Source organism: Novosphingobium chloroacetimidivorans, assembly GCF_014204535.1.
GTDB lineage: Bacteria > Pseudomonadota > Alphaproteobacteria > Sphingomonadales > Sphingomonadaceae > Novosphingobium > Novosphingobium chloroacetimidivorans.
On record NZ_JACHLR010000025.1, the window covers coordinates 18,554 to 41,813 of the forward strand.

Consider the following 23,260-nt stretch of genomic DNA (forward strand, 5'->3'; position numbering starts at 1 on the left):
CTGGAAGGCTTCGCAGCCGCAAGCTATCGCCCGCGCGGGTACCGTCCCAACACCCAATTCGCAATCGATTAACCACCAGGAGCGCTTGTTGCATGAAATTGTCCGCCGCGAAGACGTTGCAGAAGCGCTGGAGGGTGGTCTTGGAGGCAGCGGTGATCTGCGGGTTGCTGCTGACGGCACCCGGCGTGCATGCGCAATCGCGCGATGCGCCGCGCCCGCAATCGTCCGCGCCAGTCCAAGCCCCGAAAGATGATGGGCGAACTATGACGGTCGGCTTAGATGTTTTTCCCACCATCTCCAAGGGGACTGATCAGCCGCGCTTCGATCCCTCCAGCAACCTCCTGGTCAACACCTTGGGAGCGAGGACCGGCCTTTTTGGCGCGGCTGCCCGAGAGGGGCTGACATGGGCCAACAAGTACGTGCCAGGCACCGACCAGACCGGAATGGTTCAGCTCTACTCTCTGTCCACGACAGGCAATTACGGAGCATTCTTCGGCGTACGCTCCAGCGACAACCGCGCGCCCGGCGCTCAGAACGTTATCGGCAGCATCGATCTGGTGGTCGCGGATGGCGATCGCCCCCACTTGCATTGGGCGCGGTACGCGGAAGGGTACGTGCCGAAAGGCAGCACGGCGTTTCGGCTCCTCATCAACGACGAGAACTCGATCCAGAACGAAAGCGCCCGGGCGCCCACGGCGGACCCCTATGACTTCAACCCCCAACATCTGGTCAACAACCTGAGGGTGGATTGCGGCATCGGTATCGCAGGTGCGCAAAGCTGCACCAATCCGCTGTCCATCCTCAACAACGGTGCGGACTATCGGATTGGCATCGTATTCGGAGACAAGTCAATCGAGGTCGTGAACGGCACGGCGAGCGCAGTGGCATTTCCGGCGAACTACGCGCTTTCGTGGTTCGGGGCGCCCGGCACGCCGACGTGGCGGGTGTATTCGACAGCCCGCACGCGCGATGCTGGGAGGCTGATCATGGCGGATGATGCGGTATCGATCCAAGTTGGGAAAGGCGACAAGACGCCGGCATTGCGGGTCGAGAAAGACGCCATCGCCGCGCCCGCTGTCATCGCATCTGGGCAACCACCGGCGATGTCGGGCAGCTGCACGGTTCGCGATCAGATCGGGGGCAGCACGGCGGGCGCCTTCGTGCTAGCGCAGGACTGCGCGCAGGGCACTATCGTCATCGGCTTTTCCGCGGCCGCCCCCAATGGGTGGTCATGTTTCGGATCGGATCTGACGCGAAGCGAAGGGCTGGTGCGAGAGACGAAATACGACAGCAAAAGCGCCACTTTTGCCGTATCTGACGTTCGCCGATCAGACCGGATAGTGTTCTCTTGCACCGGCTTCTGAAATTGTCTTTGACGCGATTGATTGTGAGGGAATGATGGTAGTTGCAGGAGTATTCGGGGCCAACGGCTTCATCGGCCGCCATCTCACTCGATCCTTGGTAGCGCGGGGCCATCAGACGGTATGTTTCGGCCGCCACTTCCCGCTCGATTTCCAGAAGGAATTCGGCGACCAAGTGGAAATGCGGTTGGTAGATCTACAAGATGATATCGAGACGCACCGCAAGCTATTTGGCATCACTCACGTCATACAGCTCATTAACTCGTCCAATGCAGCGGTTGGCAACAATAAAGTTATTGCCGACATACATAGCAACATTATTCCGCATGTCAGCTTTATCAACTCGTGCATCCTGTCGGGCGTGCAGTCCTTCACCTTCCTGTCATCGGGCGGAACGGTATACGGGCAGCCACAGGCGGCTCTGCTTTCGGAGGATCACCCCACCTTCCCTCTTAACTCCTATGGCCTGACGAAGCTTTTCACCGAGCAGTATCTGCGCATGCTATGTCGCGGCTCCGCGATGGGCTTCAACATCCTGCGGGTGGCCAACCCCTTCGGCCCCGGGCAACTTGGCACCGGCGGGCAGGGGCTGGTGGGCACGATCCTGCAGAAGTTCAAGCAGCGTGAGCCCGTCACCATCTTCGGGGACGGTCTGAACCAACGCGATTACCTCTACGTCGACGACACCATCGACGCGATCGTGCGGGCCGTGGAACATGTGCCACTGAATGATGTGGTGAATATCGGTAGCGGTGAAGGACGCTCGATCCTGGCGGTCCTGGAGGCCATGGAAGAAGCACTAGGCCGCCCGATCGCCCGCGAGCATGTGCCTGATAGGGCGACGGACACACCGTCCAACGTCCTCGACCCTGCAAAGGCCGAAAAGCTTTTGGGCTGGAAGACGGTCACGCCATTCCCGATCGGAGTGTCGAAGACGGTGGAATGGAATCTGCAGCACGGCAGGCAGCAAACCGTGCCTAGCAAATGATCCGATTGCGTAGCGGCGCGGCGGTCCGATCTGCTCCATCGGGATCGCGGAGCCTTGCAAGATGAGGACGATTGGGCAAAGCGGCAAACGACTCTATACCGGCCCATCGACGCCGGCGGATGCTGACACTGGAGAGCGACATACATGCACGATTCTGCGTATCGGATCGGGGAACTGGTCATGCGCACGTACAGCGATCTTCCGAACGCGAAGATCCTGGAAGTGGGTTCGCTCAACGTCAACGGCTGCCTGCGCGATGCTGCATCACCAACAACGCACTTCGTCGGCCTCGATCTGGAGGAAGGGCCGTCCGTCGATTTCGTCATAGCGCCCGGCGGTGACTTGCCCGTCGAAGAAGCAAGCTTCGATCTCGTCATGGCATCCTCCGTCTTCGAGCACGACGTGCGTTTCTGGGATACCTTCGTGCGGATGTGCCGTGCGGCGCGTCCTGGTGGACACGTCTACGTAAATGCTCCTTCCAACGGCACGGTCCACCGCTACCCCATGGACTGCTGGCGGTTCTATCCCGATGCAGGCCTGGCTCTGGCCGAACACGCCCGGTCCGAAGGGATCGAGATCGACTTGGTGGAAAGCTTTATCGGCGACCGGCACAGCGACGTCTGGAACGATTTCGTGGCAGTGTTCCGGAAGGGACCAAGCGCGGAACCGCTGAACACGGCCTTCGTGTACCTCCGTTACCCCTCGCTCAATGCCCGGACGTGGCAATCGCGGACAATCTACAACGAGAGCGAGCAAACCGAAGACATGACGCTCATCGCCGACCTGCGGCGGCAGTGCGAGACGCTGTCGAACCAGGAAACAGCGGCTGAACTCGAGCAGGCTCAGGCTGCGCTCGCGGCCGAACATACACAGCGAGCCGCGCTGACACAAGAAGTGGACCGCCTTTCGAAGGCGGTGGCGGACTCGGAACTGCATAGCAGTCGTACCCGTACCGACAACGAGGCGCTGGCGGGTGAGGTGGCTTCGCTCGAAAGCAATCTGCGTCAGCGTCAGGAGGAAATCGAGCAGGCCTGGGCTCGGTCGGCGGAACTGACCGCGGAGCGTGATGAACTGTCCGAGCACATTGACAGACTGGAGACGGAGAAGGGACGTCTCGCGACCCGGCTTGTGGAAGCCGACGGATGGGTGTTCGATCTCGCAGGCGAACGGCGCAAGCTCCAGACGCGTCTGACAGCCGTCGAAGCGGACTTGTCGCGAACCAGGCAGATGGCCACGAAGGTCAAGGCGGCGGCCGAGGCCCAGCAGCGGCAGCTACAAGAATACCGCACCGTCCTTGGCGCGATCCGCGATGGCGTGGCGCGGTTGAAACGGCTCGAACTGTCGCCTGCGCGGCTCCGCGCCGAGACGGAACGGCTTCACGCCGAATGGAGCGAGGGAGCTCATCCCCTGGCCGACTTGGCGGTTCAACTTCATGCGATCGCGGGACTGCTGGTTCACCAGCATGAGGGAGAGGAACGGGAGAAATCCTCGCTCGGCGCGATGACTTCGCTGATCGAGCAGAAGGCGGCCCTGCATAAGGATGTCGAGATGCTGATGGGCAGCATCGAGGATCGCGAACGCGCGGCGGCCGGGGCGCAGGAGCGAATCGCGAGTCTGACCCAGACCGTGGCATCTCTGCGTTCCGAGGCGCTGAACTACCACGCGAAAGCGGCGTCGGCATTGGAGCAGTTGGAGCTGCTGCGTGCCGAGAACAAGCAGCAAGCCCGTACGGTGCGGTCGCTTGAAGATCGTGTCGCGCAAAAGGACCGTCAGCTCAGTTGGCTGCGGCGCCTCTATCAAGTCCTCGGCCGAACCGATGCGGGGTGGAACGGCGTGCTGCCCCCACAGATCCGACGCCAGAAACTGTCGCAGACCCTTAAACGCAACGGCCACTTCGACGGCGATGCCTACTTAGCCAAATACCAGGATGTCGCAGAGGCCGGCATGGACCCGCTGCGTCATTATGTCCTACACGGAATGGCGGAAGGGCGCTTCGTCGACAGTCAGGCCTAAACCGGACATCTTGTCGGGACTTGCGCGCAACAAGAGGCGGATCGCCGGTCGGCTCAAAGCGCGCTGTAGATCTCCACAGCCTGACCAACGTCATCGTAGGCAGTGCCTATGCCTTGGTCGATGATGTATGCGGCGGTGCAGAAGTGCCGCACCAGCTCGGTGCTGTGTGATGCCAGGATCATGGTGCGATCTTTGCGTTTTTCGAACAGCTCATGCTGGCATTTGCGCTGAAAATTCTGATCTCCGACCAGGATGATCTCGTCGATCAGGTAGCAATCGAATTCGATCGACAAGGAAAGTGCAAAGGCCAGGCGCGCGCGCATACCCGAGGAGTAGGTCTTGACCGGCATGGCAAGCTGCCGGCCCATCTCGGTGAAATCCTCGACGAAGGCCTTCGTGTCCTTGTAGTCCCGATCGTAAATCCGGGCGATGAAGCGGGCATTGTCGTACCCGGTCAGGCTGCCTTGGAAACCACCGGCGAAACCTAACGGCCAGGAGAGCGACATGCTGCGCGTGATCCGGCCGGACGTCGGCATCTCTACACCACCGATCAGCTTGATCAGCGTGCTCTTGCCCGCACCGTTGCGGCCAAGCAGCGCGATCCGATCGCCCCGCTCGACCGTGAGATTGACGTTCCTGAGAACCTCCTTGCGCGACGACCCGTGCTTGTACGATTTGCAGACGTTCTTGCAGATTATCATTCGACAGCCAGAATCCGCCGTACGTGGCGGCACAGGGCAAGCCCGAGAACCGTCGCCAACAACGAACATGCCAGCGGGTTCCAGATATTGTAGTAAGCCGTGATCTGGTCGCCCCAAATGCCTTTACGCATCATCTCCATGGCGTTCACGAAGGGAGACCATAGCAGGTATTCGCGCAGCTTAGGGGTCAGCCAGGAGGCCATCGTAAAAAGTCCCGAAAACGGGATCATCACGTAGGTCACCACCGGCATAAACTTTTCCAGCACTTCCGACATTTCGGAAAGCGGTGCGATCATGAAGCACAGCGATAGCACGAACAACGCATAGAGCCCCCAACCCGCAAGCAGCAGCCCCGGGTTCGCCGGTATGGGAAACTCGTCGAACAGGATCAGCACGGTGGCGATGAAGACATAGGCCATCATGCTGCCAAGAAGCTCGATCAGAAAGCGCACGAACACGAAATCGATGATCTTGACCTGGCGATGGTACATCAGGCTGCTGTTCGCCACGAAGATGCTCACGCTGCGCGATACACCGTGGCGAAACAGCGTGATGGGAATATAGCCGGTGATCACGAAGGCGATGATGCCGATCCCGTGTTCTTCAGGTCCTTTCATGAACCGCCAGATTATCGCCACCAGCCCGGCGAACAGCAGCGGCTCGACCATGATCCACAAGAATCCGATATTCTCGCGCCCGAACCGCGTGTGAAGCTCGCGGATCATCAAGGCATGGATCACCCGAAGTTGGATGCGCCATCCCTCTCGCAGCTTGCGCAAGGACGTGTCGAACATCGTCAATCTTCCGGCGCGTGCTCGAGTATGCCCACGATGAGCATCCACCCGACGAAGTACAGGCAGGTGAGGGCCGCGGCGATCACGATGACGCTCAGCAGGCGGCGTGGCAGCACCGGTGTATCAGGCTTGTTGGCCTCGACGATCCGCTCCAAGTAGAATTGCTGGCGCTGCGCCTCGTTGCGGGCCTGCACGAGAGCAGCGTTGGCGGCGTTGAGGTTTTCAGTCGCGAATTCCTGCTCGACGTACAGGTCCTCGTACCCGCCCATCTTCGAGGCGATGCCCTGGCCGGAGCCGACGACACGGCTATCCTGCGAAGCGATCTGGACCGAGATGGCGTTGATCTGGTTACGCAGAGCCGGGATTGAGGGGTTCTGCGGCGTCACTCGCTGCATGTTGTCGAGCTGCGCCTGTAGGGCTGCCCGTGTCGCGACCATGTTGTTCGAGATGTCGAGCACGCCGGCGGCTTGCTTGGCCGGGTCGATCACCTCCTGCGACGTCCGGAAACCGCCCAGCGCCGTGCGCGCCCGCCTGGCCCGATCGCTTGCGAGTTCGACTTGCTTCTGAGCCTCGGCGATAGCCTTGTTCTGGGCGCGGCTGTTGAGCCTGTTGACCAGGCCTTCGCTCAAGTTCAGCAAGGCATCGTTGATGACGAACGCGTCGTCGGGCGTGAATGCCTTTACCGTCAGGATCGCAGTGCCACTCTCGCTGTCGAGACGAGCATCCACCATCTTGCCGTAGTACTTGTAGAACTCCTCGAACGAATTGTCAGCGAACAGACCGGGAAACCGGGACAGCGGGTCACCATTTTCCGCGAACCGGCTACGAGCGCCGGCATTCTTCTCCAAAGCTCGCAATGCGTCGCGCGAACGGACGAATTCGAGCACTTCGTTGGCCTGCTCCTGGCCACTCGACAGGCCCGTGGTCTGGATGAGGTTGGCCAGTGTCGAGAGCTGAGGGCGCTTCTGGTCCGGGCTCTTGATCACGAAGCGGGCTTCGGACACATAGATGTCAGAGGCAATAAACCCGTAGTAGAGCGCCGCCAGCAGTGTCGGCAGAACAACGACGAGGACGAACCATCGGCGTTTTCTCAACCAAGCCGCCAGACCGAGTCCGCGGGTCCTTGTTTCTGCCTCTACCGGGAACGATTGCTCGACGTTCATATCTCTTCGTAGCGCCCGATAATCACAAGATCGTGGCCGTGTTCGACCGTGCCGTTCCGCTAGGCCAACACGGCGAGGCACGCAAGTGCGCCGCGGGTCCGCCTCCAGCGCCCTCACCGCCCACGCCCTTTCCGCGTGGCTGTTGCCCGCGTGGAGCGATGCTATTGTTCATTCCGAAAGCGCAATGCTAAGGCGGCGCCCGTCAGCCGTATGGCCTCCCGAGTTCGATCAGCGATGCAGTTCAGAAAACGTGTTTGTGTGTTGCTGCTCGCAGGTCTTGCCGGCTGTGCCTCTCTTCCCGCAAGCGGTCCGACCGGCAAGCAGATCGTAAGATCGGCCCTAGATCCGGAGGCGAGCACGCCAATCCGAGTGATCGAGCTTTCGGCCCTGGCCGATGTCCCCCAGTCCACCATCAGCGCGCTGCCAGCGGCTCTGAACGTGGATCTCGCTCCTCCGCCGACTGACATGATCGGCCCTGGAGATATCCTGGACATCAACATCTACGAAGCGGGGGTCACGCTTTTTTCTAGCGGCAGCCCTGCTGGCGAGAAGGCTGGGTCGATCGCGGTAAACGCCGGCGTGCAGGCGCAGAAGTTGCCGCCGACCCGCGTCAACGACGATGGCGACATCGCCATTCCCTATGCCGGCAAGCTTCACGTTGTCGGCCATACGATCGGCGAGGCGGAACAGATGATCCGGCGATCGCTGCGCGGACTGTCGCAGAACCCGCAGGTGATCGTGACGTTAAGCCAGGCGATTACCAACACCGTGATCGTCAGCGGCGAAGTAACGCGGCCAGGTCGCCTGGTGCTCCAGACCAATCGCGAGACCTTGTCCGACGTGGTTGCGTTGGCTGGAGGATACCGGGGCAGCGCGCGGGACCTCACCTTGCGCTTGGTGCGCCGGAACGAGAATATCGACTTGCGTCTGGAAGATCTGATCGATCAACCATCGCTCGATGTGCGGGCCTATCCCGGCGACCGGCTGATGCTGATCAATGCCCCTCGTTCGTTCTCAGTGATGGGCGCCCCGGGCAGGGTCGAACAGGTCCCGTTCAGCCGATCCAGAACATCGCTCGCTGCAGCAGTTGCTGCAGCCGGAGGGGTCAACCCTGGACTTGGAGATCCCGCAGCGATCTTCGTGTTCCGGTTCGTCGTCGACGCCAAAGGAAATCAAGAGCCAGTGGTGTATCACCTGAACATGATGCGGGCCGGCGCCTACTTCGTGGCGCAGCGATTCGACATGCGGGACGGTGACGTGCTTTACGTTGGCAATGCCGCGGCGAACCAGCCAAGCAAGGTCCTGCAGCTGGTCAGTCAGCTGTTCTCGCCGCTGATGACCGTGACCGCTGCAGTCCAGACGGTTCAGAACAGCAACAACAACTGATGCTCATCGTCGCGTCTGCTCTCCGAACCTGCGGCGATAGAGATTGTTGGAAAGGCACCTCATGGAGGTAGACACCTACCCTATCTCTGACCTTAAGCTGTTCACGCCGTCTCGCATCGGCGATGAGCGCGGCTATTTTGCAGAGACCTTCCGCGCCGATGTCTTTGCAAAGGCATGTGGCCCGCAGGTCTTCGTGCAGGACAACGAGTCTCTCAGCGCTCGCCCTGGCACGGTTCGCGGGCTTCATTTTCAGTCGGAGCCGAACGTGCAAGGCAAGCTGGTGCGCTGCACCGCCGGAGCCTTGTTCGACGTAGCCGTCGATATCCGGCATGGCTCTCCCACCTTTGGACAATGGATAGGGGAGATGCTAACGGCCCAGAATGGCCGACAGCTGTGGGTGCCGCCCGGCTTTGCGCACGGCTTCTGCTCGGTCGAGCCTCACACGGTCATCTCGTACAAGGTTACCGGATACTACAGCCCGGAATGCGACAAGGGTCTGGCGTGGGACGATCCGGAAATCGGCATCGTCTGGCCCGAGATCGCCACACCAGAGACTCTGTCGAACAAGGATCGTGCCCAACCACGTCTGGCCGATCTCCCCGCCTATTTCAGCTGGAGCGAGTAGACCTGATGCGCGTAATCGTGACCGGCGGCGCCGGATTTATCGGCTCTGCCCTAGTACGCTACCTGGTGCTGGAAAAGGGCTACGAGGTTCTGACCCTCGATGCCCTGACCTATGCCGGATGCGAGGCGTCGCTGAAGGCGGTGGAGGGCCGCTCCAACCATCGCTTCCTCAAGGCGGACATCTGCGATCGAGCAAGCATGGATGCCGCGATCGCCGAGTTCCGGCCGGATCGCATCATGCATCTGGCCGCAGAGAGCCACGTCGATCGCTCCATCACCGGAGCGGCAGACTTCATCCAGACCAACATCGTGGGCAGCTTCACTCTTCTGGAGGCGACGCGAGGCTATTGGAGTGCGCTGGAGTCCGAAGCCAAGGCCGCATTCCGGTTCCTGCACGTCTCGACCGACGAGGTCTATGGATCGCTTGGCGACGAGGGGCTGTTCGAGGAAACCACACCCTACGATCCCAGTTCACCCTACTCGGCCTCCAAAGCCGCCTCCGACCACCTCGCGAAGGCTTGGGAGCGGACCTACGGCTTGCCGATCGTGGTCTCGAACTGCTCGAACAACTATGGGCCTTATCACTTTCCCGAGAAGCTGATTCCGCTCACGATCCTCAACGCACTCGAAGGCCGCGCATTGCCCGTCTACGGCAAGGGTGAAAACGTGCGGGATTGGCTCTTTGTGGACGACCATGCCCGCGCGCTGGACATCATCGCCGAAAAGGGCCGCGTGGGCGAGACCTACAACGTCGGCGGGCGCAACGAGCGGCGCAACATCGACGTGGTGCGCCGGATCTGCGCCGTTCTCGACGAACTGGCACCGGGCACGACACCGCGCGAAAACCTGATCGAGTTCGTCACCGACCGGCCCGGCCACGATGCGCGTTATGCCATCGATGCCACCAAGCTGGAGGATGAGCTGCGATGGCGCGCGGCTGAGACTTTCGAGACCGGCATCGAAAAGACCGTGCGCTGGTATCTCGAGAACGAGTGGTGGTGGCGGCCGCTGCGCGACCGCTACGATGGCGAACGTCTCGGCCTTGCTAGTGCAGTCAAGGCTCTCGCGTGAAAATCGCGGTCACCGGCAACACAGGGCAAGTCGTCTCCGGCCTGATCGAGCGCGGAGCGATCGCCGGACACGTGGTGATCCCGCTGGGCCGGCCCGACCTGGATCTTGCCGATCCGAATACGGTGCTGCGTGTGCTTCAGGATGCCTCGCCGGACGCCATCGTCTCGGCCGCGGCCTACACCGCCGTCGACAAGGCTGAGGCTGAAGTCGAGCTTGCCCACGCCGTGAATGCCGAGGGCGCGGGCGCCGTCGCCCGGGCAGCCAAGGCGCTTGGCGTTCCGCTGGTGCACATCTCGACCGACTACGTCTTTAGCGGAACGCTGAACCGGCCCTACGTGGAGACCGATCCCACAGGGCCGACCGGCGTCTATGGCACGTCCAAGCTGGCGGGGGAGCAGGCGGTACTTGACGCCCACCCTACGGGCACCGCGGTGCTGCGGACTGCCTGGGTATACAGCCCGTTTGGCGGCAACTTCGTCAAGACCATGCTGCGCCTGGCGGAAGACCGCGACGAGGTGTCCGTGGTCGCCGACCAGGTGGGCAATCCGACTAGCGCGCTCGACATCGCCGATGGCGTGCTCAAGGTAGTTTCCAATCTCAAAGCTGATCGCGATGTGGCGCTTCGCGGCGTGTTTCACATGACCGCCCAAGGCACCGCCAGTTGGGCCGATCTTGCCACTGCCATCTTCTCGATTTCCACGGAAAAAGGCGGACCTTCGGCTAGGGTCAGACGTATCGCGACTGTCGACTATCCGACTCCTGCTACCAGACCGGCAAACTCGCGGCTCGACTGCAGCCTGATCCAACGCACTCACGGTATCACCCTGCCGCCATGGCAAAGCGCATTGGAAACGGTGATCGCGCGACTGCAGTCCGCCTGAACTCCGCCATAAGGACGACGACACATGAAGGGCATCATTCTTGCGGGCGGCAGCGGCTCGCGCCTTTACCCAATGACGCTTGCGACCTCCAAGCAGCTAATGTCCGTCTACGACAAGCCGATGATCTACTATCCGCTCAGCACCCTGATGCTGGCGGGCGTCCGTGAGGTTCTGATCATCTCCACGCCGCGCGACCTGCCTGCCTTCCGCTCGTTGCTCGGCGATGGCGCGCAATGGGGCATGCGCTTCGAATATGGCGAGCAGCCCAGCCCCGACGGGCTCGCGCAGGCTTACATCATCGGCGCTGACTTTGTGGGCGACCAGCCCTCGGCCCTGATCCTGGGCGACAACATCTTCCACGGCCATGGACTGCCAGAGCTTCTGGCGAGCGCGCGTGCCCGAACGACGGGTGCGAGCGTCTTCGCCTACCACGTCACTGACCCCGAGCGGTACGGCGTGGTCGCGTTCGATGCGGACAAGCGGGCGATCTCCATCGAGGAGAAGCCCGAGAACCCGCAGTCGAACAGTGCCGTGACCGGCCTGTACTTCTACGATGCCCAAGTGGTCGATATCGCCGCCAATCTCAAGCCTTCACCCCGTGGCGAGTTGGAGATTACCGACGTAAATCGCGTTTACCTTGAGCGTGGCCAGCTTTCGGTAGAGACGATGGGGCGCGGCTTTGCCTGGCTCGATACCGGAACTCCGGACAGTCTGCTGGATGCCGCAGTGTTCGTCCGCGTGCTGGAAAAACGTCAGGGCTTTAAGATCGCCAGCCCGGAAGAGATTGCCTATCGCCAGGGCTTCATCGATGCCAACCAACTCGAGCAGGTCATCGGCCGCCTCGGGAAGTCCGACTATGGCCGCTATCTACGCGGCATCCTGACGGAGGACTGAGCGTCTTCGACAGCTTTGCGGCGACGGGACGACACGTGATCAGCGAGCAAGCGTATGATCCGGGGGGACCGTCCACGTTCGCGTGACACGTCCTTGAGGATGCGTAGAAAATCGACTCGAATGGTGGAGCGGTCATCAAGACCGCGATAGACATGCCAGAACGCATCCACTCCGATCGCCTTGGGCATGAGCCAGGCGCCGTGATACCCGAGAGTGGCCTGCACATCCCCTGCCCTCTCGGCCGCAAAGCTATCCGCCAGTTCGCGGGGGGCGAAGCGCAGGCCTTGTCCTTCTAGCCAGGCGCGGTTGGTGCGGCCGATGGCGAGGTCTTCGGGGTGGATGGGACGGAACTGGGGTGCGCGGCAGGCTTCCATCAAGCGGCGGCTGCGTAGTGAAAAGCCGCCGTTGCCGACGTCATGGCCGTCGTCGAACTGGGGCCAGCTTGCGCCGATGTAGTCGTAGTCCAGGAACTCCGGCCGCCAGCGCGCGGCGTCGAGCACGTGGCCGTCCCATTGCGCGACGAGGCAATGCGAGGTGCGCACATGGTCGACTAGGCGCGACAGCAGGAACTCGCTGTATGCGGCGGACGATCCGAGCCGGTCGATCGGCACCACGCGGATTTCGGAATGGGCAGGTTGCACGTCGGCATCGGTCAGCAGCAGGCATTCGGCGAATGCGATCTGGTCGAGGCATGCCTCCAGCGCCCGCACCGTCGCCGCCACGTTCACCGAAGTCACCGCGCACAAGGTCACCTGCGGCAGGTGCAGCCGGTCGGGCCGTGTCGGATCGTCGGAAGCCGGCATCGCCATGCAGCTACAACCGCAACGCGAAACGTTCGCTGAACCGGTTGAGCTGGGGATGGTGGAACGGGTCGACGCACTCCAGGGTGCCATATGTCGCCTGCAGCGCCGCCATCTCGCCAGCGAAGCGCGCGGCGCCCACCGGGTCGCGGTCGAGCCCGCGGGAGACGGACTCGTGATGGACTAACGTGGCGCGCGGCTCGTACAGGGACTGCCAGCCCCGCGCGTTCAGGCGCATGCACAAGTCGACGTCGTTGAAGGCGACCGCGAAGTTCTTCTCGTCGAGCCCTCCAACTGCCTCAAACCGCTCACGCTGGACCACCAGGCAGGCGGCGGTCACCGCCGAGACGAACTGCGGCAGCGCATGGCGGCGGAAGTAGCCTTTTTCGTCCGGACGGAGCAGGCGGTGCGCGTGTGCGGCCCCTCCCCCGACACCCAGGACGACGCCGGCGTGCTGGATGCGTCCGTCGGGATAGAGCAGGCGAGCGCCAACGGCGCCGATGTCTTCGCGCAAGGACTGGCGGGCCATGATCGCCAGCCAGTCGGGCGCGAGCACCTCGATGTCGTTGTTGAGCAGGCACAGCAGTGCGCCCCTGGCCTGCGCTACGGCCTGGTTGTTCAGCGTGGAAAAATTGAACGGTCCAGGCCTGCGCAGCACACGATGGCGCGCCGGTTCCAGGGCATCGAGGTAGGCAAGCGTCGCCGGATCGTCGCTGCCGTTGTCGACGACGATCACCTCGACCTCCGGGTACTCGGTGCGGGCCAGGCCATCGAGGCAGGTACGAAGCAGATCCACCCGGTTGCGCGTGGGGACGATCACGCTGACGAGCGGAAGCGGACCCTCGGATGGCAGCGCGGCCGCGACCCGAGGGAGGGGGCGGCTCGCGCGGTGGTGCAGGATTTTGGGCACGTGCAGGGGCGCGGCACTGCCCGGCGCCTGCACGACCCGCTCGACAAGCCTCTTTGCCCAGGCAGGGCCGGACGTTTCCTCCAGGTCGCGCGCGTCCGCCCGCACGATGCACGATCCGGTCAGATAGTCGAAGTGACGCAGCAGCTCTGCATTCCATCCTGGCTTGAAATGGGGAGTGTGACGGTGGCCCTTGGCGTTCATCAGATCGTCGTCGGCGTAGATCACTCTCGCTTGCGTCGCTGCGGCAGTCTGGCGGTAGGCGGAGGCCGCGCCTGGCGCGAGCACGTCACCCGCGGCGATCGGCATCAGCAAGGGTGTTTCTTGCCACGGGATGAGCGGCACCGCATCAGCCAGCGTGGGTGCCTCTGCGGTCCCGATGGTGAGGGATGGTACCTGCTCGGCAGCCAGGCTGCGGAGCGTCGCAGCCAGCCTTGCTTGCCCATGCGCTCCGGTGTCGTCGCCGGGATCGACCAGGGCCAGGATCGGCGGCCCATCCGCGTCCTCAACTCCAACGGGCTCCTCGCTGCGCATCCACATATGGTATGCGAGCGGCGAGGCTGCGAGCAGCGGAGCGAAGTGGGCGCGCGCCCTCACCCGCTTGCGGCGAAAGCGCCACCATGCGGCTAGCAGGTAAGGCCGGGGCGCGTAGCGGAACGCATCGTAGTGGACCCGCAGCGTGATCCAGGCGTTGCCGGCCCAGCCCACGGGTCGTGGTTCTGGCGGGACGCTCTTGCGGCTTAGATCCATCGGGATGCCGATACGCACTCCTCGCGCCGACGCCAAGGTCACAGATGCGCGCGTTCGCACCGAGGCGGCTGAGACTTGCCGTGCATTCACCTTGCCTCTTGAATCGCAATCGCGCATCATGGGCGTAGAAAGCTTCAATCATGCTCAAAGGCTCGGCTGTGAATTCAATCGTTTCGCAGATCGGCGATCTGGCTTCCTCTGGGGAGAAGATGATCGAGCGGCTCCGGCGCAAGGCGTTCCTGCCGGAAAGCCGCAAGGGGCTCAACGTGCGGTTCGGGATTGCCGAGGCGGCGCAGTTGCTGGGGTGCTCGACCAATCGCATCCGCATGGCCGAAGAGGATGGGCGCCTCCCCCCTCCCCCACCGTCCGAGAACGGACGCCGTCCCGGCTACACGGTCGAGCAGATGCTGAGCATGCGCGAGGTGCTGGGGGCCTCGCCGGCGCGGGCGCCGATGGACGTGCCCGCGGTGATCGCGGTCCAGAACTTCAAGGGCGGCGTCGGCAAATCGACCGTCACCATCCACCTCGCGCATTACTTCGCGGTTCAGGGCTATCGCGTGCTGGTGGTCGATTGCGACAGCCAGGCGACCACGACGACGCTGTTCGGGTTCAATCCGCACTTCAACATCACGCGTGAAGAGACGCTGTACCCCTACCTGTCGATCGACCCGACACAGGCCGACCTGAACTATGCGGTGAAGCCGACGCCCTGGCCCAACGTCGACCTGATCCCGTCCAATCTCGAGCTGTTCGATGTCGAGTACGAGCTCGCCGCATCGGGTGCCGATGGGCAGTCGGTGCTGGCGGCGCGCTTCCGCAAGCTCAAGGCGGGGTTGATGGATCTCGCCTGCGACTACGACATCGTCATTCTCGACCCACCCCCTGCCCTGGGCACGATTTCGCTGGCAGTGATGCAGGCGGCCAACGCGCTGCTGGTGCCGCTGGCGGCAACGACGCCGGACTTCTGCTCGACCGTGCAGTTCCTGTCGATGATGGACCAGGTGATCGGCCAGCTGGTCGAGGCGGGGATCGAGGTGAACTACAACTTCGTGCGGCTGCTCTGCTCAAAGTTCGACGGCAACGACCCGAGCCACGCGATGGTGCGCAGCATCATGGAGCAGTCGTTCGGCCCTGCCCTGCTGCCGATCCCGATCCTGGAAAGCGCGGAGATCAGCCACGCGGCGTTGCGGATGATGTCGGTCTACGAGCTGGAGCGGCCGATCGGCACGCCCAAGACGCACAAGCGCTGCAAGGCCAACCTCGACGATGCGCTTGGCCAGATCGAACAGCTGGTCCGCCAAGGCTGGGGACGGGTCGCCCCGGCCAGCGAGGAGGACGTGATCTATGCTACGGCCTGACGCCGACGCTCCAATGCAGAGCCAAATAGGCGAAATTGCTTTCCTACAGCCTTTTGTTCTGCATATGTTCCGAGCACCACTCTCGCCCCAACCTGAGTCCTGAGCCATGGCCCGCAAGCAATCCGACTACTTGGCCGACCTCCTGAACGAGGATAGCGATGCTTCGGCCGACGCTGAGTCGCCCCCGTCGCCCGCGCCCGTGAATGCAGTGGCGCGCCTGGACCGGGCGCGGGGTACGACGCTGCTCGGCCGCGAGAGCGCCCTTGCCCGTGTCGCCAGCGGTGAAGTGCGTCAGGTCACGCAACTCATGCTCGACCCAGCGCGTGTTCGCGTCTGGCCTGGCAATGCCCGTTCCTACGCGCACCTGTCGGAGGAAAGCTGCCGCGAGTTGATCGATTCGCTGGTCTCCGAGGGTGGGCAGAAGGTGCCGGCCGTGGTGCGCCGCGTCGAGGGCGATCCGCAACACGACTACGAGGTGATCGCCGGCACGCGTCGGCACTGGTCGGTGTCGTGGCTGCGGGCACACTCGTATCCGGACATGCAGTTCATTGCCCAAGTCGCGCAACTCGACGACGAGGCGGCCTTCCGTCTCGCCGACCTCGAGAATCGTGCGCGCAAGGACGTTTCCGATCTGGAGCGCGCCCGCAACTACGCGGCTGCACTGAAGGCACACTACGGCAATCACCTGACGCGAATGGCCGAGCGGCTGAAGGTCTCCAAGGGCTGGCTGTCGAAGATGCTCAAGGTGGCGGCGCTGCCCGACAGCGTAGTGGCCGCCTTTGCTTCGCCAGGCGACGTACAGCTGAAACCGGCTTACGCCTTAGCCCAAGCGATGGACGATAAGGACAAGGCGCCGGCGATCCTCAAGGAAGCCAAGGCGCTGGCGCGGGAACAGGCGACGCGGCGGGACAGCGGGGACCCTGCCCTGCCCGCCTCCGACGTGCTGGCACGGCTGCTGGCGGCACCGCTTGCGGACGCATCGGTGAAGTCCGAGCTCTACAGCTGGACTTCGCACCATGGACGCAAGGGTCTTTCGGTGCTCTCCGCCAACAGGCAGGGCATGACGCTCCGCGTGCATGCGGGTTCTGGCGTGCAGATCGACGACCTGGTCAACGCCTTTCGCAACGCGCTGATCGTGCTCGAGGGCGAGGGTAAGGGCGTGTGGCCGTGAACTGTCCGATGTTTCCCCGGGGAAACATGCCGCACTCTCGCGCGGCGGCTGCCCTTTCCCGCGGTACCCCTCCCGGTGATGTTTCCCCGGGGAAACATCGCGGCGGACGTGCCAGCAGATGAGCCAGTCGCGCAAGGGGTCGAGCGAGCAGTTCGACTTGTTCCTGCCCTACATCGCCGACTTGCCCTTTCGCGACCAGCGCGAGGTGATGGAGCGGCCGTTCTTCAGCCTCGCCAAGTCGAAACGGGTCAAGCCGATTGACTACACTAGCCCCGATGGCAAGCTGTGGGTCCACGTCTCGGCCAATCCGGATTACGGCATGGCAACGATCTGGGACGCCGACATCCTGATCTACTGCGCCAGCATGCTCGCCGACATGGCGCGGCGCGGCGTCAACGACGTACCCAGCAAGCTGCACCTGATGCCCTACGACTTGCTGCGGGCAATCCACCGGCCGACGACGGGCCGCGCCTACGAGCTGCTCGGCCAGGCTCTCGACCGCCTGGTGGCAACGACTATCAAGACCAACATCCGCGCCGAGAACCGGCGCGAGGCGACCTTCTCCTGGCTCGATGGCTGGACGCAGCTGGTGGACGAGAAGACCGAGCGCTCGCGCGGGATGACGATCGAGCTGTCGAACTGGTTTTGGGAAGGCGTGATGATGAAGGGTGGCGTGCTCTCCATCGACCGCGCCTACTTCGACATCACGGGCGGGCGCGAGCGCTGGCTCTACCGCGTCGTGCGCAAGCATGCCGGCGGCGCGGGCGAGGACGGCTTCGCGATCTCCATGCCGGTGCTGTTCGAAAAGAGCGGGGCCGAGGGCGAGTACCGCCGTTTCAAGTTCGAGATCCTCAAGCTGATCGAAAAGAACGCCCTCCCCGGCTTCACGCTCTCCGCAGAGGACGGCAAGGGCGGCGACATCCTGGTCCGCATGCGGCGGATCGATCCAGGGAGTGGAAAAGTCGATACCGCCCTGCCCGCTCCTGCTGCACAGCTGCCCAGCCCCGAGGATGTTTCCCCGGGGAAACGCCGTGCCAAAAGCCCGCACCTTAGCGACAGTGTCAGCTCCGAACCGCGGCCGGCCAAGTCACTGCCTGTCGCTGAACAGGCCACAAAGGTCTCTACGCCAGCGCCTGAAGCACCGCTGTTCGATGCACGCAGGCTGATTCGGTCCGCTGTCGCCGGCCTCTCCGATGCAGCGACCCGCGGCTTCATGACCGACGCCACGATCGATCACTTGCGCGAGACGTGCCCTGGTTGGGATCTCTACGCGCTCCACGCCGAGTTCGAGCGCTGGGTGGCGGCGGCTCCGGAGCGTACCCCCGCCGACTGGCAGCGGGCCTTCGTGGGATGGGTCAAGCGCCACCATGCGAAGCACCGACACGAGCTGCGTTGACGCTAGCGACCAACGCCTGCGTTCCCGATGTGACGGGTCGCCGCTCGAGACCCTGTCCGACCTGGCCTGCGCCTACCAGACCTGCCTGACATTTGAAGCTCGTTATGTCGGCTCACCGCGAAAGTGATTCAATCTGCGCCCCATGACGCCCATACGAGACGGAGCATCGACACTCCAGGAACACGTATGACGCGATCACCGTCACATCAGGAACGTTCCGACGATCCATCGGGAACGTAGCGACGGCACATCGGGAACGCGGCAACGGACTTTCAGGAACACGACCAGCGCGCGACTCGCCAAGTTCCGCTGGATTGACACCCTGATCGGCGGCTTAACTTGTCTAACCTACCTGTAAGGCATTCTAAGGTAACGGATGTCTCTTAGGAGACTCGGAAGATGGGAGAAGAGTGGAGGTCGAACGCTCGTACCCTTCCCTACACCCTTACTCAGGCAACAGCGCATGCCCTTCGAAGCGTGCGACGGCATGGCGCACCACTTTGTCCAGCGCCTCGTCCGAGAAGAACCCGCCGGGGATCAGGCATCGCTCGATCAGCACGCGGCGCAGGGCGGCGAAAGTCTCCGCATCCGGGGGCACCGGGTTGCTCCAGAACGCGTCGATCCCGTCCTGGAAAGTGATGTCCGGGATGTCGTAGATCGCATGGCCCAATGCGACGACGGGCACGCCCTCGACCAAGGCGAGGGTTCCGCTAGTGCTGTTGATGGTGACCATGCCCAGCGAGCGCCGGGTTACCGGGACGATGTCGCCGGCCGGAAGGTAGTCGACCCGGTCCGCCACGCCGTAGAGCGCGGCGATGTCACCTGCTTCCTGGCACCAGTCACGCACGCCGTTGTCGAGCGGGTGTTCCTTGACGACCAGGCGGGTGTGCGCGGGCGCATGGGCGGCGAATGAGCCGATCACCAGCTTGAGCGCGTCGGCGATCCCCGCGAAAGGCGAATGCAGGCGGATCTGCGCGTCAGAGTCCAGCTGCAGCGGGAAGATGAAATAGGCCGCCGCGCTGTCCTGCAGATGGTCCAGCAGGGCCTCGCTGCGCTTCTGGTTGTCCTTGCGCCGGCGCAGCTTGCGGGCCCAGCCCATTCCTTCGACCAAGGGGTGCCAAGGGCGATGGTTGGTCCAGTGCGGATAGTACCAGCGCGTCAGCACGTCTGCGGTGTTGTAGAGCAGGCCCTCCAGCGCACGGCGGCGGAAGGAGGAGGGGACTTGCGCGTGCGGCGGCACTGGGGGCAAGGCGGCCGCGGTCTGGCGGTACCACACCGGGTCGCGCGGCAGCGAGGAGTGGCCGTTCACCCCACCCAGCTCCAGCGTCACCCAGTCGGGGCGGATGTAGCCTTCCTCGAAGACATGGACCAGTACGCCCAGCTCGCGGCAGAGGCGGATGGCGGGCATGTGATGGTCGCGGCAATCGCCGAACAGGGTGACATCGGTGACCTGATGCTCGCGGATCACGCCTTCGAGCCAGGCGGGCCAGTCCTCCAGCGAACCGCGGTAGTCGATGCCGCCCGGCAAGCGCCAGAACAGCCGGTCGCCGCCGTTGAAGTTGATCTTGTGCACCGTGTGCCCGGCGCGCATCAGTTCCTCACCCAGGCGGCGGAACAGCGGCCCCATTAGCCCTTGCAGCAGCAGCACCGACTTGCGGCCCGGGGCAGGGCCGGGGTGCGGGGCGCTCGCGGGAAGATCTGGCATTGGCGAGGCAGGATCCGGAGGAGGGCGGCCAGACGATCGGCCGCCGACACGTGGCACAGGCCGCTGCCGTTACTGCCAGGCCGGCCGGATCGCAAGCCCGCCACATCATCCTAAGTTGCCCCCGTTCACGAGTATCCCGCGAGGTGACAGTTCGCGACGGCGTCGTTATGGGCCTTGTCCGTCTGCGTGTGACGAACACCGAAGGCTATCCACACGACAGGATATCGAGGCTCCGGAGTGATATTGGCAGCGACGTCGCAGATTGCAGCCTGTCTGGGCGGCCTGGTCGCAACGGTGGTGGTGGACGCGCTCGCGCGGCCGCAGGCCACCGGCATGCGCGCCTGGCGCAGCGCAGCGGGGCTGTGGTTGCTCGCCTGCCAGGCCGCAGCCCTGTTCGGCGCGTTCCTGGCGCTGTGCGGCAGCCTGATCGTCTCGAGCGCGCTGACCCTTGCCGTCCTGGTGCTGCTGGTGATCGCCTCCAACGCCAAGCATGCCATGCTGGGTGAGCCGTTGGTGTTTTCCGACCTCGCGCTGATCGGCTCGATCTTCCGCCATCCGCAGTTCTACCTCTCGGCGGTTCCGGCCTGGCAGCGCACCGTGGCGGCGGTCGCAACGACGGCCTTGCTGGCAACGATCGCGTGGCTGTTCGTGCCCGATCTTGCCGCGCATGGCGCCGGCCTGGCCATCATGGTGATTGCACTCGGGCTTCTGGCAGTGAGCTTGCGCATGCCCCCGTTCCGAGGCCTGGCGCGCACGCCGAGCAACGAGGCCGACGTCCGCGCGCTGGGGCTGACGCCTACGCTGATGCTGTACTGGCTGCGGTGGCGCCAGAGTCGCGACCCGGCGCCGTGCCCGTCCGTCGTGCGGCACCAGGCCCGGGACGAAGCGGAGCTGCTGCCCGAACTGCTGCCCGAACTTCTGGTGGTGATCCAGTGCGAGAGCTTCGCCGACCCAGTCGAGCTGTTCGGTGATACAGCCCTCGACCTCCCGAGTCTCGCCGCCGCGCGCGAGAACGCCTGGCAATACGGCGAGCTGCACGTCAGCGGCTTTGGCGCCTATACGATGCGCACCGAGTACGCGGTGCTGTTCGGACGCGAGGAGGAGGAGCTCGGTTTCCGGCGCTACGACCCGTTCCTCACGGCTCTGGGCGAAGCGAGCTACGCGCTGCCGGCGCGGCTCGGGCCCGAATGGCGCAGCCTGTTCATCCACCCCCACGACATGCGCTTCTATGGTCGCGATGCGATCATGCCGGCGGCGGGCTTTCGCCAGCTGGTGGGCGAGGACCGGTTTGTGCCCCCTGGGCCGGGGGAGGGGCGCTACGTCACCGATGCCGCCATGGCCTACCAGATCCTGGAACTGGCAGAGGCGGCGCGCGGGCCGACGCTGCTCTACGCGGTGACGATCGAGAACCACGGTCCCTGGGCGCCCGACGCTGCAACGGGCGCGAGCAATCTGGTAGACAGCTACATGCAGCTGGTGCGGAACAGCGATGCCATGCTGGAGCGCCTGATCGGTGGCCTCGCCGCGCTGCGTCGCCCGGCCATGCTGGTCTTCTTCGGAGATCATCGCCCGAGCATTCCCGGAGCAACCGATCCTGCCGGCCCGCGGCATACACCCTACGTCCTGGTGCGGCTCGACGCCGAGGGCCGGTTCGTGCGCGGGGACAACCGCCGCGTAGACCTGACGCCGGCCGGGCTGCACCATGCCATGCTGGACATCGTACTCGGCAAGCCGGCCTGACGCTGGTTCCTCCGCTTCTACGCAGGCGGTGTCAGCGATAACAGCAGGCGGTCGCGCAAGGGGGCGGGCAGGGCCCTGTCGAAAAGCCGCAGCAGCGCGAAAGGCCAGGGCAGGATCAGGTGGGCCTGCCGTCGCTGCACCGCCCGCATGATCCTGTGCGCCACCACATCGGGCGAAAGCGCGAAAGGCCGCGTTCCGGCTTGAGACCCTGCCTGGCGCCGACCTGCCGCCGTATCGATGAAGCCCGGTGAGACCAGCGTCACCGTCACGCCGTGCGGGCGCAGGTTCAGGCGCAAGGCATCGGCGAAGCGGGCAAGTCCGGCCTTGGTGCCCGAGTAGGCCGCGGCGAAGGGAAGGGCATGGAAGGCGGCCGCCGAGCCGATGAACACCAGCGCGCCGCGTCTACGCGCCGCCATGCGCTCCCCCAAGGCCGCTCCGATGGCCGCGGGCGCGGTGAAGTTCACAGTGCCGAGCCGGGCCACGAGTTCGGCCGCCTCGACCAGATCGCCCGGCGCGCGGGTTTCGCCCAGGCCGGCCACGAGCAGGGCCAGATCGAACGGCGCGGCCATGTCTTCGGACCGCGCGGCTGCGATCGCGGCATCTACATCGGCGATGTCGAGCGATCGCGTCTCGACTTTCGCGCCTGCGGCAAGACAGGCCTCGGCGATCGCGGCAAGCCGATCCGGATCGCGCCCCCACAAGGACAGCTGGACGTCCGGGCCCGCACAGGCCCGCGCAAGTGCCCCGCCCAAGTCGCCCGATGCCCCGGTTATCAGGATTCGCGACCCTGCCGCGGCGTGTCGAGGAGGATCATCACGTGCCGGCATATCTATGGCTCTTTTGCTGCAACTGCTGTCTATTCATCCGATCGCAAGCCATTGCTGCTTGACAGGGCGGCCATGCTCCTCTCCACGGTTATCGCAATGCCTTCCAGTACTTCCAGCTTGCAACGAGCCCGTTTGTTCAAGAGCGCGTACTTGGAAAAGCTGACCTTGATGTCGCCGCGTACCTTCGTGGCGAGCTGGTCGCTGCTCCTGCCGACGATCGCATGGGCAGGCTGGGGCTTTGCCGGGGCATGGCAGGGGGCAGGCCTCGTGATGGCCGGTCTGCTGGTGTGGACCTTGTTCGAATATGCGATGCATCGCTATCCGTTCCACTTCACCACACAGCAGCCAGTGTTGCGTCGCCTGGTGTTCCTCACTCATGGCAATCACCATGAGAACCCGAACGACCCTCTGCGCAACCTGATGCCGCTGTTGGTCAGCCTGCCGGTTTCCGCGGTGGCCTGGGCCTCGAGCCTGGCCTTGCTGGGATCTGCGGGAACCTGGTTGTTCCTGGGCTGGATGACCGGTTACGTGATCTACGACCTGCTGCACTACGCCTGTCACCAATGGCCCATGTCCGGCCGCCTGGGCATCGCGCTCAAGCGCCACCATATGCGCCACCACCACTTCGACGAGACCGGCAACTTCGCCATCTCCGCGATCTTCTGGGACCGTGTGTTCGGAACGCGGATCAGCTCACTTAAGCGCTGAGCGGTCGCGCCTGCGCCGGGCG

The 23,260-nt window shown here is 63.9% G+C and carries 20 protein-coding genes; 13 read left to right on the forward strand and 7 right to left on the reverse strand.

What is annotated here, in order from left to right:
- Positions 1–92 precede the first annotated feature (92 nt).
- The 3 genes from HNO88_RS19240 (at position 93) to HNO88_RS19250 (ending at position 4,362) form a co-directional block, all read left to right on the forward strand.
- Positions 93–1,364 (forward strand): hypothetical protein, encoded by a 1,272-nt coding sequence (locus tag HNO88_RS19240; protein WP_184249663.1) that lies wholly within the window; start codon positions 93–95, stop codon positions 1,362–1,364.
- A 31-nt stretch (positions 1,365–1,395) separates the two neighbouring features.
- A complete protein-coding gene (locus HNO88_RS19245) occupies positions 1,396–2,349 on the forward strand; it encodes an NAD-dependent epimerase/dehydratase family protein (RefSeq protein WP_184249666.1) in 954 nt (317 codons plus the stop codon).
- A gap of 144 nt (positions 2,350–2,493) precedes the next feature.
- Positions 2,494–4,362 (forward strand): class I SAM-dependent methyltransferase, encoded by a 1,869-nt coding sequence (locus HNO88_RS19250; RefSeq protein ID WP_184249669.1) that lies wholly within the window; start codon positions 2,494–2,496, stop codon positions 4,360–4,362.
- Between the two features lie 53 nt (positions 4,363–4,415).
- Here the strand turns inward: HNO88_RS19250 and HNO88_RS19255 are convergent, their stop codons facing one another.
- The 3 genes from HNO88_RS19255 to HNO88_RS19265 are packed head-to-tail and all read right to left on the reverse strand — an operon-like array spanning position 4,416 to position 6,951.
- Positions 4,416–5,063: an ABC transporter ATP-binding protein gene (locus HNO88_RS19255; RefSeq protein WP_184249712.1), complete on the reverse strand. Its 648-nt coding sequence runs from the start codon at positions 5,061–5,063 to the stop codon at positions 4,416–4,418.
- Positions 5,060–5,857: an ABC transporter permease gene (locus HNO88_RS19260; protein WP_184249672.1), complete on the reverse strand. Its 798-nt coding sequence runs from the start codon at positions 5,855–5,857 to the stop codon at positions 5,060–5,062. The genes HNO88_RS19255 and HNO88_RS19260 overlap by 4 nt, the downstream gene beginning before the upstream one ends.
- Before the next feature lie 2 nt (positions 5,858–5,859).
- Positions 5,860–6,951, reverse strand: a complete 1,092-nt coding sequence (locus HNO88_RS19265; protein ID WP_246382087.1) for a KpsE/RkpR family capsule polysaccharide export protein — start codon at positions 6,949–6,951, stop codon at positions 5,860–5,862.
- A 279-nt stretch (positions 6,952–7,230) separates the two neighbouring features.
- Here HNO88_RS19265 and HNO88_RS19270 point away from each other — a divergent pair, with 279 nt between their 5' ends.
- The 5 genes from HNO88_RS19270 (at position 7,231) to rfbA (ending at position 11,876) form a co-directional block, all read left to right on the forward strand.
- Complete coding sequence (locus tag HNO88_RS19270) at positions 7,231–8,406, forward strand: polysaccharide biosynthesis/export family protein (RefSeq protein WP_246382089.1); 1,176 nt, start codon at positions 7,231–7,233, stop codon at positions 8,404–8,406.
- A gap of 61 nt (positions 8,407–8,467) precedes the next feature.
- Complete coding sequence (rfbC, locus tag HNO88_RS19275; protein ID WP_184249678.1) at positions 8,468–9,031, forward strand: dTDP-4-dehydrorhamnose 3,5-epimerase; 564 nt, start codon at positions 8,468–8,470, stop codon at positions 9,029–9,031.
- A 5-nt stretch (positions 9,032–9,036) separates the two neighbouring features.
- A complete protein-coding gene (gene rfbB, locus HNO88_RS19280; protein ID WP_184249681.1) occupies positions 9,037–10,101 on the forward strand; it encodes a dTDP-glucose 4,6-dehydratase in 1,065 nt (354 codons plus the stop codon).
- Positions 10,098–10,982 (forward strand): dTDP-4-dehydrorhamnose reductase, encoded by an 885-nt coding sequence (gene rfbD / locus HNO88_RS19285; protein WP_184249684.1) that lies wholly within the window; start codon positions 10,098–10,100, stop codon positions 10,980–10,982. Before rfbB ends, rfbD begins: the two co-directional genes overlap by 4 nt.
- Before the next feature lie 24 nt (positions 10,983–11,006).
- Positions 11,007–11,876 carry a glucose-1-phosphate thymidylyltransferase RfbA gene (gene rfbA / locus HNO88_RS19290; protein WP_184249687.1) on the forward strand — a complete coding sequence of 290 codons (870 nt, stop codon included), beginning with the start codon at positions 11,007–11,009 and terminating at the stop codon, positions 11,874–11,876.
- On the opposite strand, the gene HNO88_RS19295 is transcribed toward rfbA, so the two are convergent.
- Together HNO88_RS19295 and HNO88_RS19300 are read right to left on the reverse strand one after the other, a co-directional pair.
- Entirely contained in the window at positions 11,846–12,685 is an 840-nt protein-coding gene (locus HNO88_RS19295) for a DUF5672 family protein (protein WP_246382090.1), read from the reverse strand. The genes rfbA and HNO88_RS19295 overlap by 31 nt on opposite strands.
- A gap of 4 nt (positions 12,686–12,689) precedes the next feature.
- Entirely contained in the window at positions 12,690–14,351 is a 1,662-nt protein-coding gene (locus HNO88_RS19300; protein WP_312857128.1) for a glycosyltransferase family 2 protein, read from the reverse strand.
- Between the two features lie 140 nt (positions 14,352–14,491).
- Between HNO88_RS19300 and HNO88_RS19305 the strand changes: the two genes are divergently transcribed.
- The 3 genes from HNO88_RS19305 (at position 14,492) to HNO88_RS19315 (ending at position 18,258) form a co-directional block, all read left to right on the forward strand.
- The gene (locus tag HNO88_RS19305; RefSeq protein WP_184249691.1) at positions 14,492–15,691 is read left to right on the forward strand and encodes an AAA family ATPase; all 1,200 of its coding nucleotides are present in this window, start codon (positions 14,492–14,494) and stop codon (positions 15,689–15,691) included.
- A 106-nt stretch (positions 15,692–15,797) separates the two neighbouring features.
- Positions 15,798–16,862 carry a ParB/RepB/Spo0J family partition protein gene (locus HNO88_RS19310; RefSeq protein WP_184249694.1) on the forward strand — a complete coding sequence of 355 codons (1,065 nt, stop codon included), beginning with the start codon at positions 15,798–15,800 and terminating at the stop codon, positions 16,860–16,862.
- 118 nt (positions 16,863–16,980) lie between these two features.
- Positions 16,981–18,258, forward strand: a complete 1,278-nt coding sequence (locus HNO88_RS19315) for a replication initiator protein A (RefSeq protein WP_184249697.1) — start codon at positions 16,981–16,983, stop codon at positions 18,256–18,258.
- Between the two features lie 445 nt (positions 18,259–18,703).
- Here HNO88_RS19315 and HNO88_RS19320 read toward each other — a convergent pair whose 3' ends face one another.
- A complete protein-coding gene (locus tag HNO88_RS19320) occupies positions 18,704–19,963 on the reverse strand; it encodes a capsule polysaccharide biogenesis protein (RefSeq protein ID WP_184249700.1) in 1,260 nt (419 codons plus the stop codon).
- A gap of 243 nt (positions 19,964–20,206) precedes the next feature.
- Here HNO88_RS19320 and HNO88_RS19325 point away from each other — a divergent pair, with 243 nt between their 5' ends.
- Positions 20,207–21,703: an LTA synthase family protein gene (locus HNO88_RS19325; RefSeq protein WP_246382093.1), complete on the forward strand. Its 1,497-nt coding sequence runs from the start codon at positions 20,207–20,209 to the stop codon at positions 21,701–21,703.
- A 17-nt stretch (positions 21,704–21,720) separates the two neighbouring features.
- Here HNO88_RS19325 and HNO88_RS19330 read toward each other — a convergent pair whose 3' ends face one another.
- A complete protein-coding gene (locus tag HNO88_RS19330; RefSeq protein WP_184249703.1) occupies positions 21,721–22,530 on the reverse strand; it encodes an SDR family NAD(P)-dependent oxidoreductase in 810 nt (269 codons plus the stop codon).
- A gap of 150 nt (positions 22,531–22,680) precedes the next feature.
- On the opposite strand from HNO88_RS19330, the gene HNO88_RS19335 reads away from it, so the two are divergent.
- Positions 22,681–23,238: a sterol desaturase family protein gene (locus HNO88_RS19335; protein WP_246382098.1), complete on the forward strand. Its 558-nt coding sequence runs from the start codon at positions 22,681–22,683 to the stop codon at positions 23,236–23,238.
- Positions 23,239–23,260: the final 22 nt, after the last annotated feature.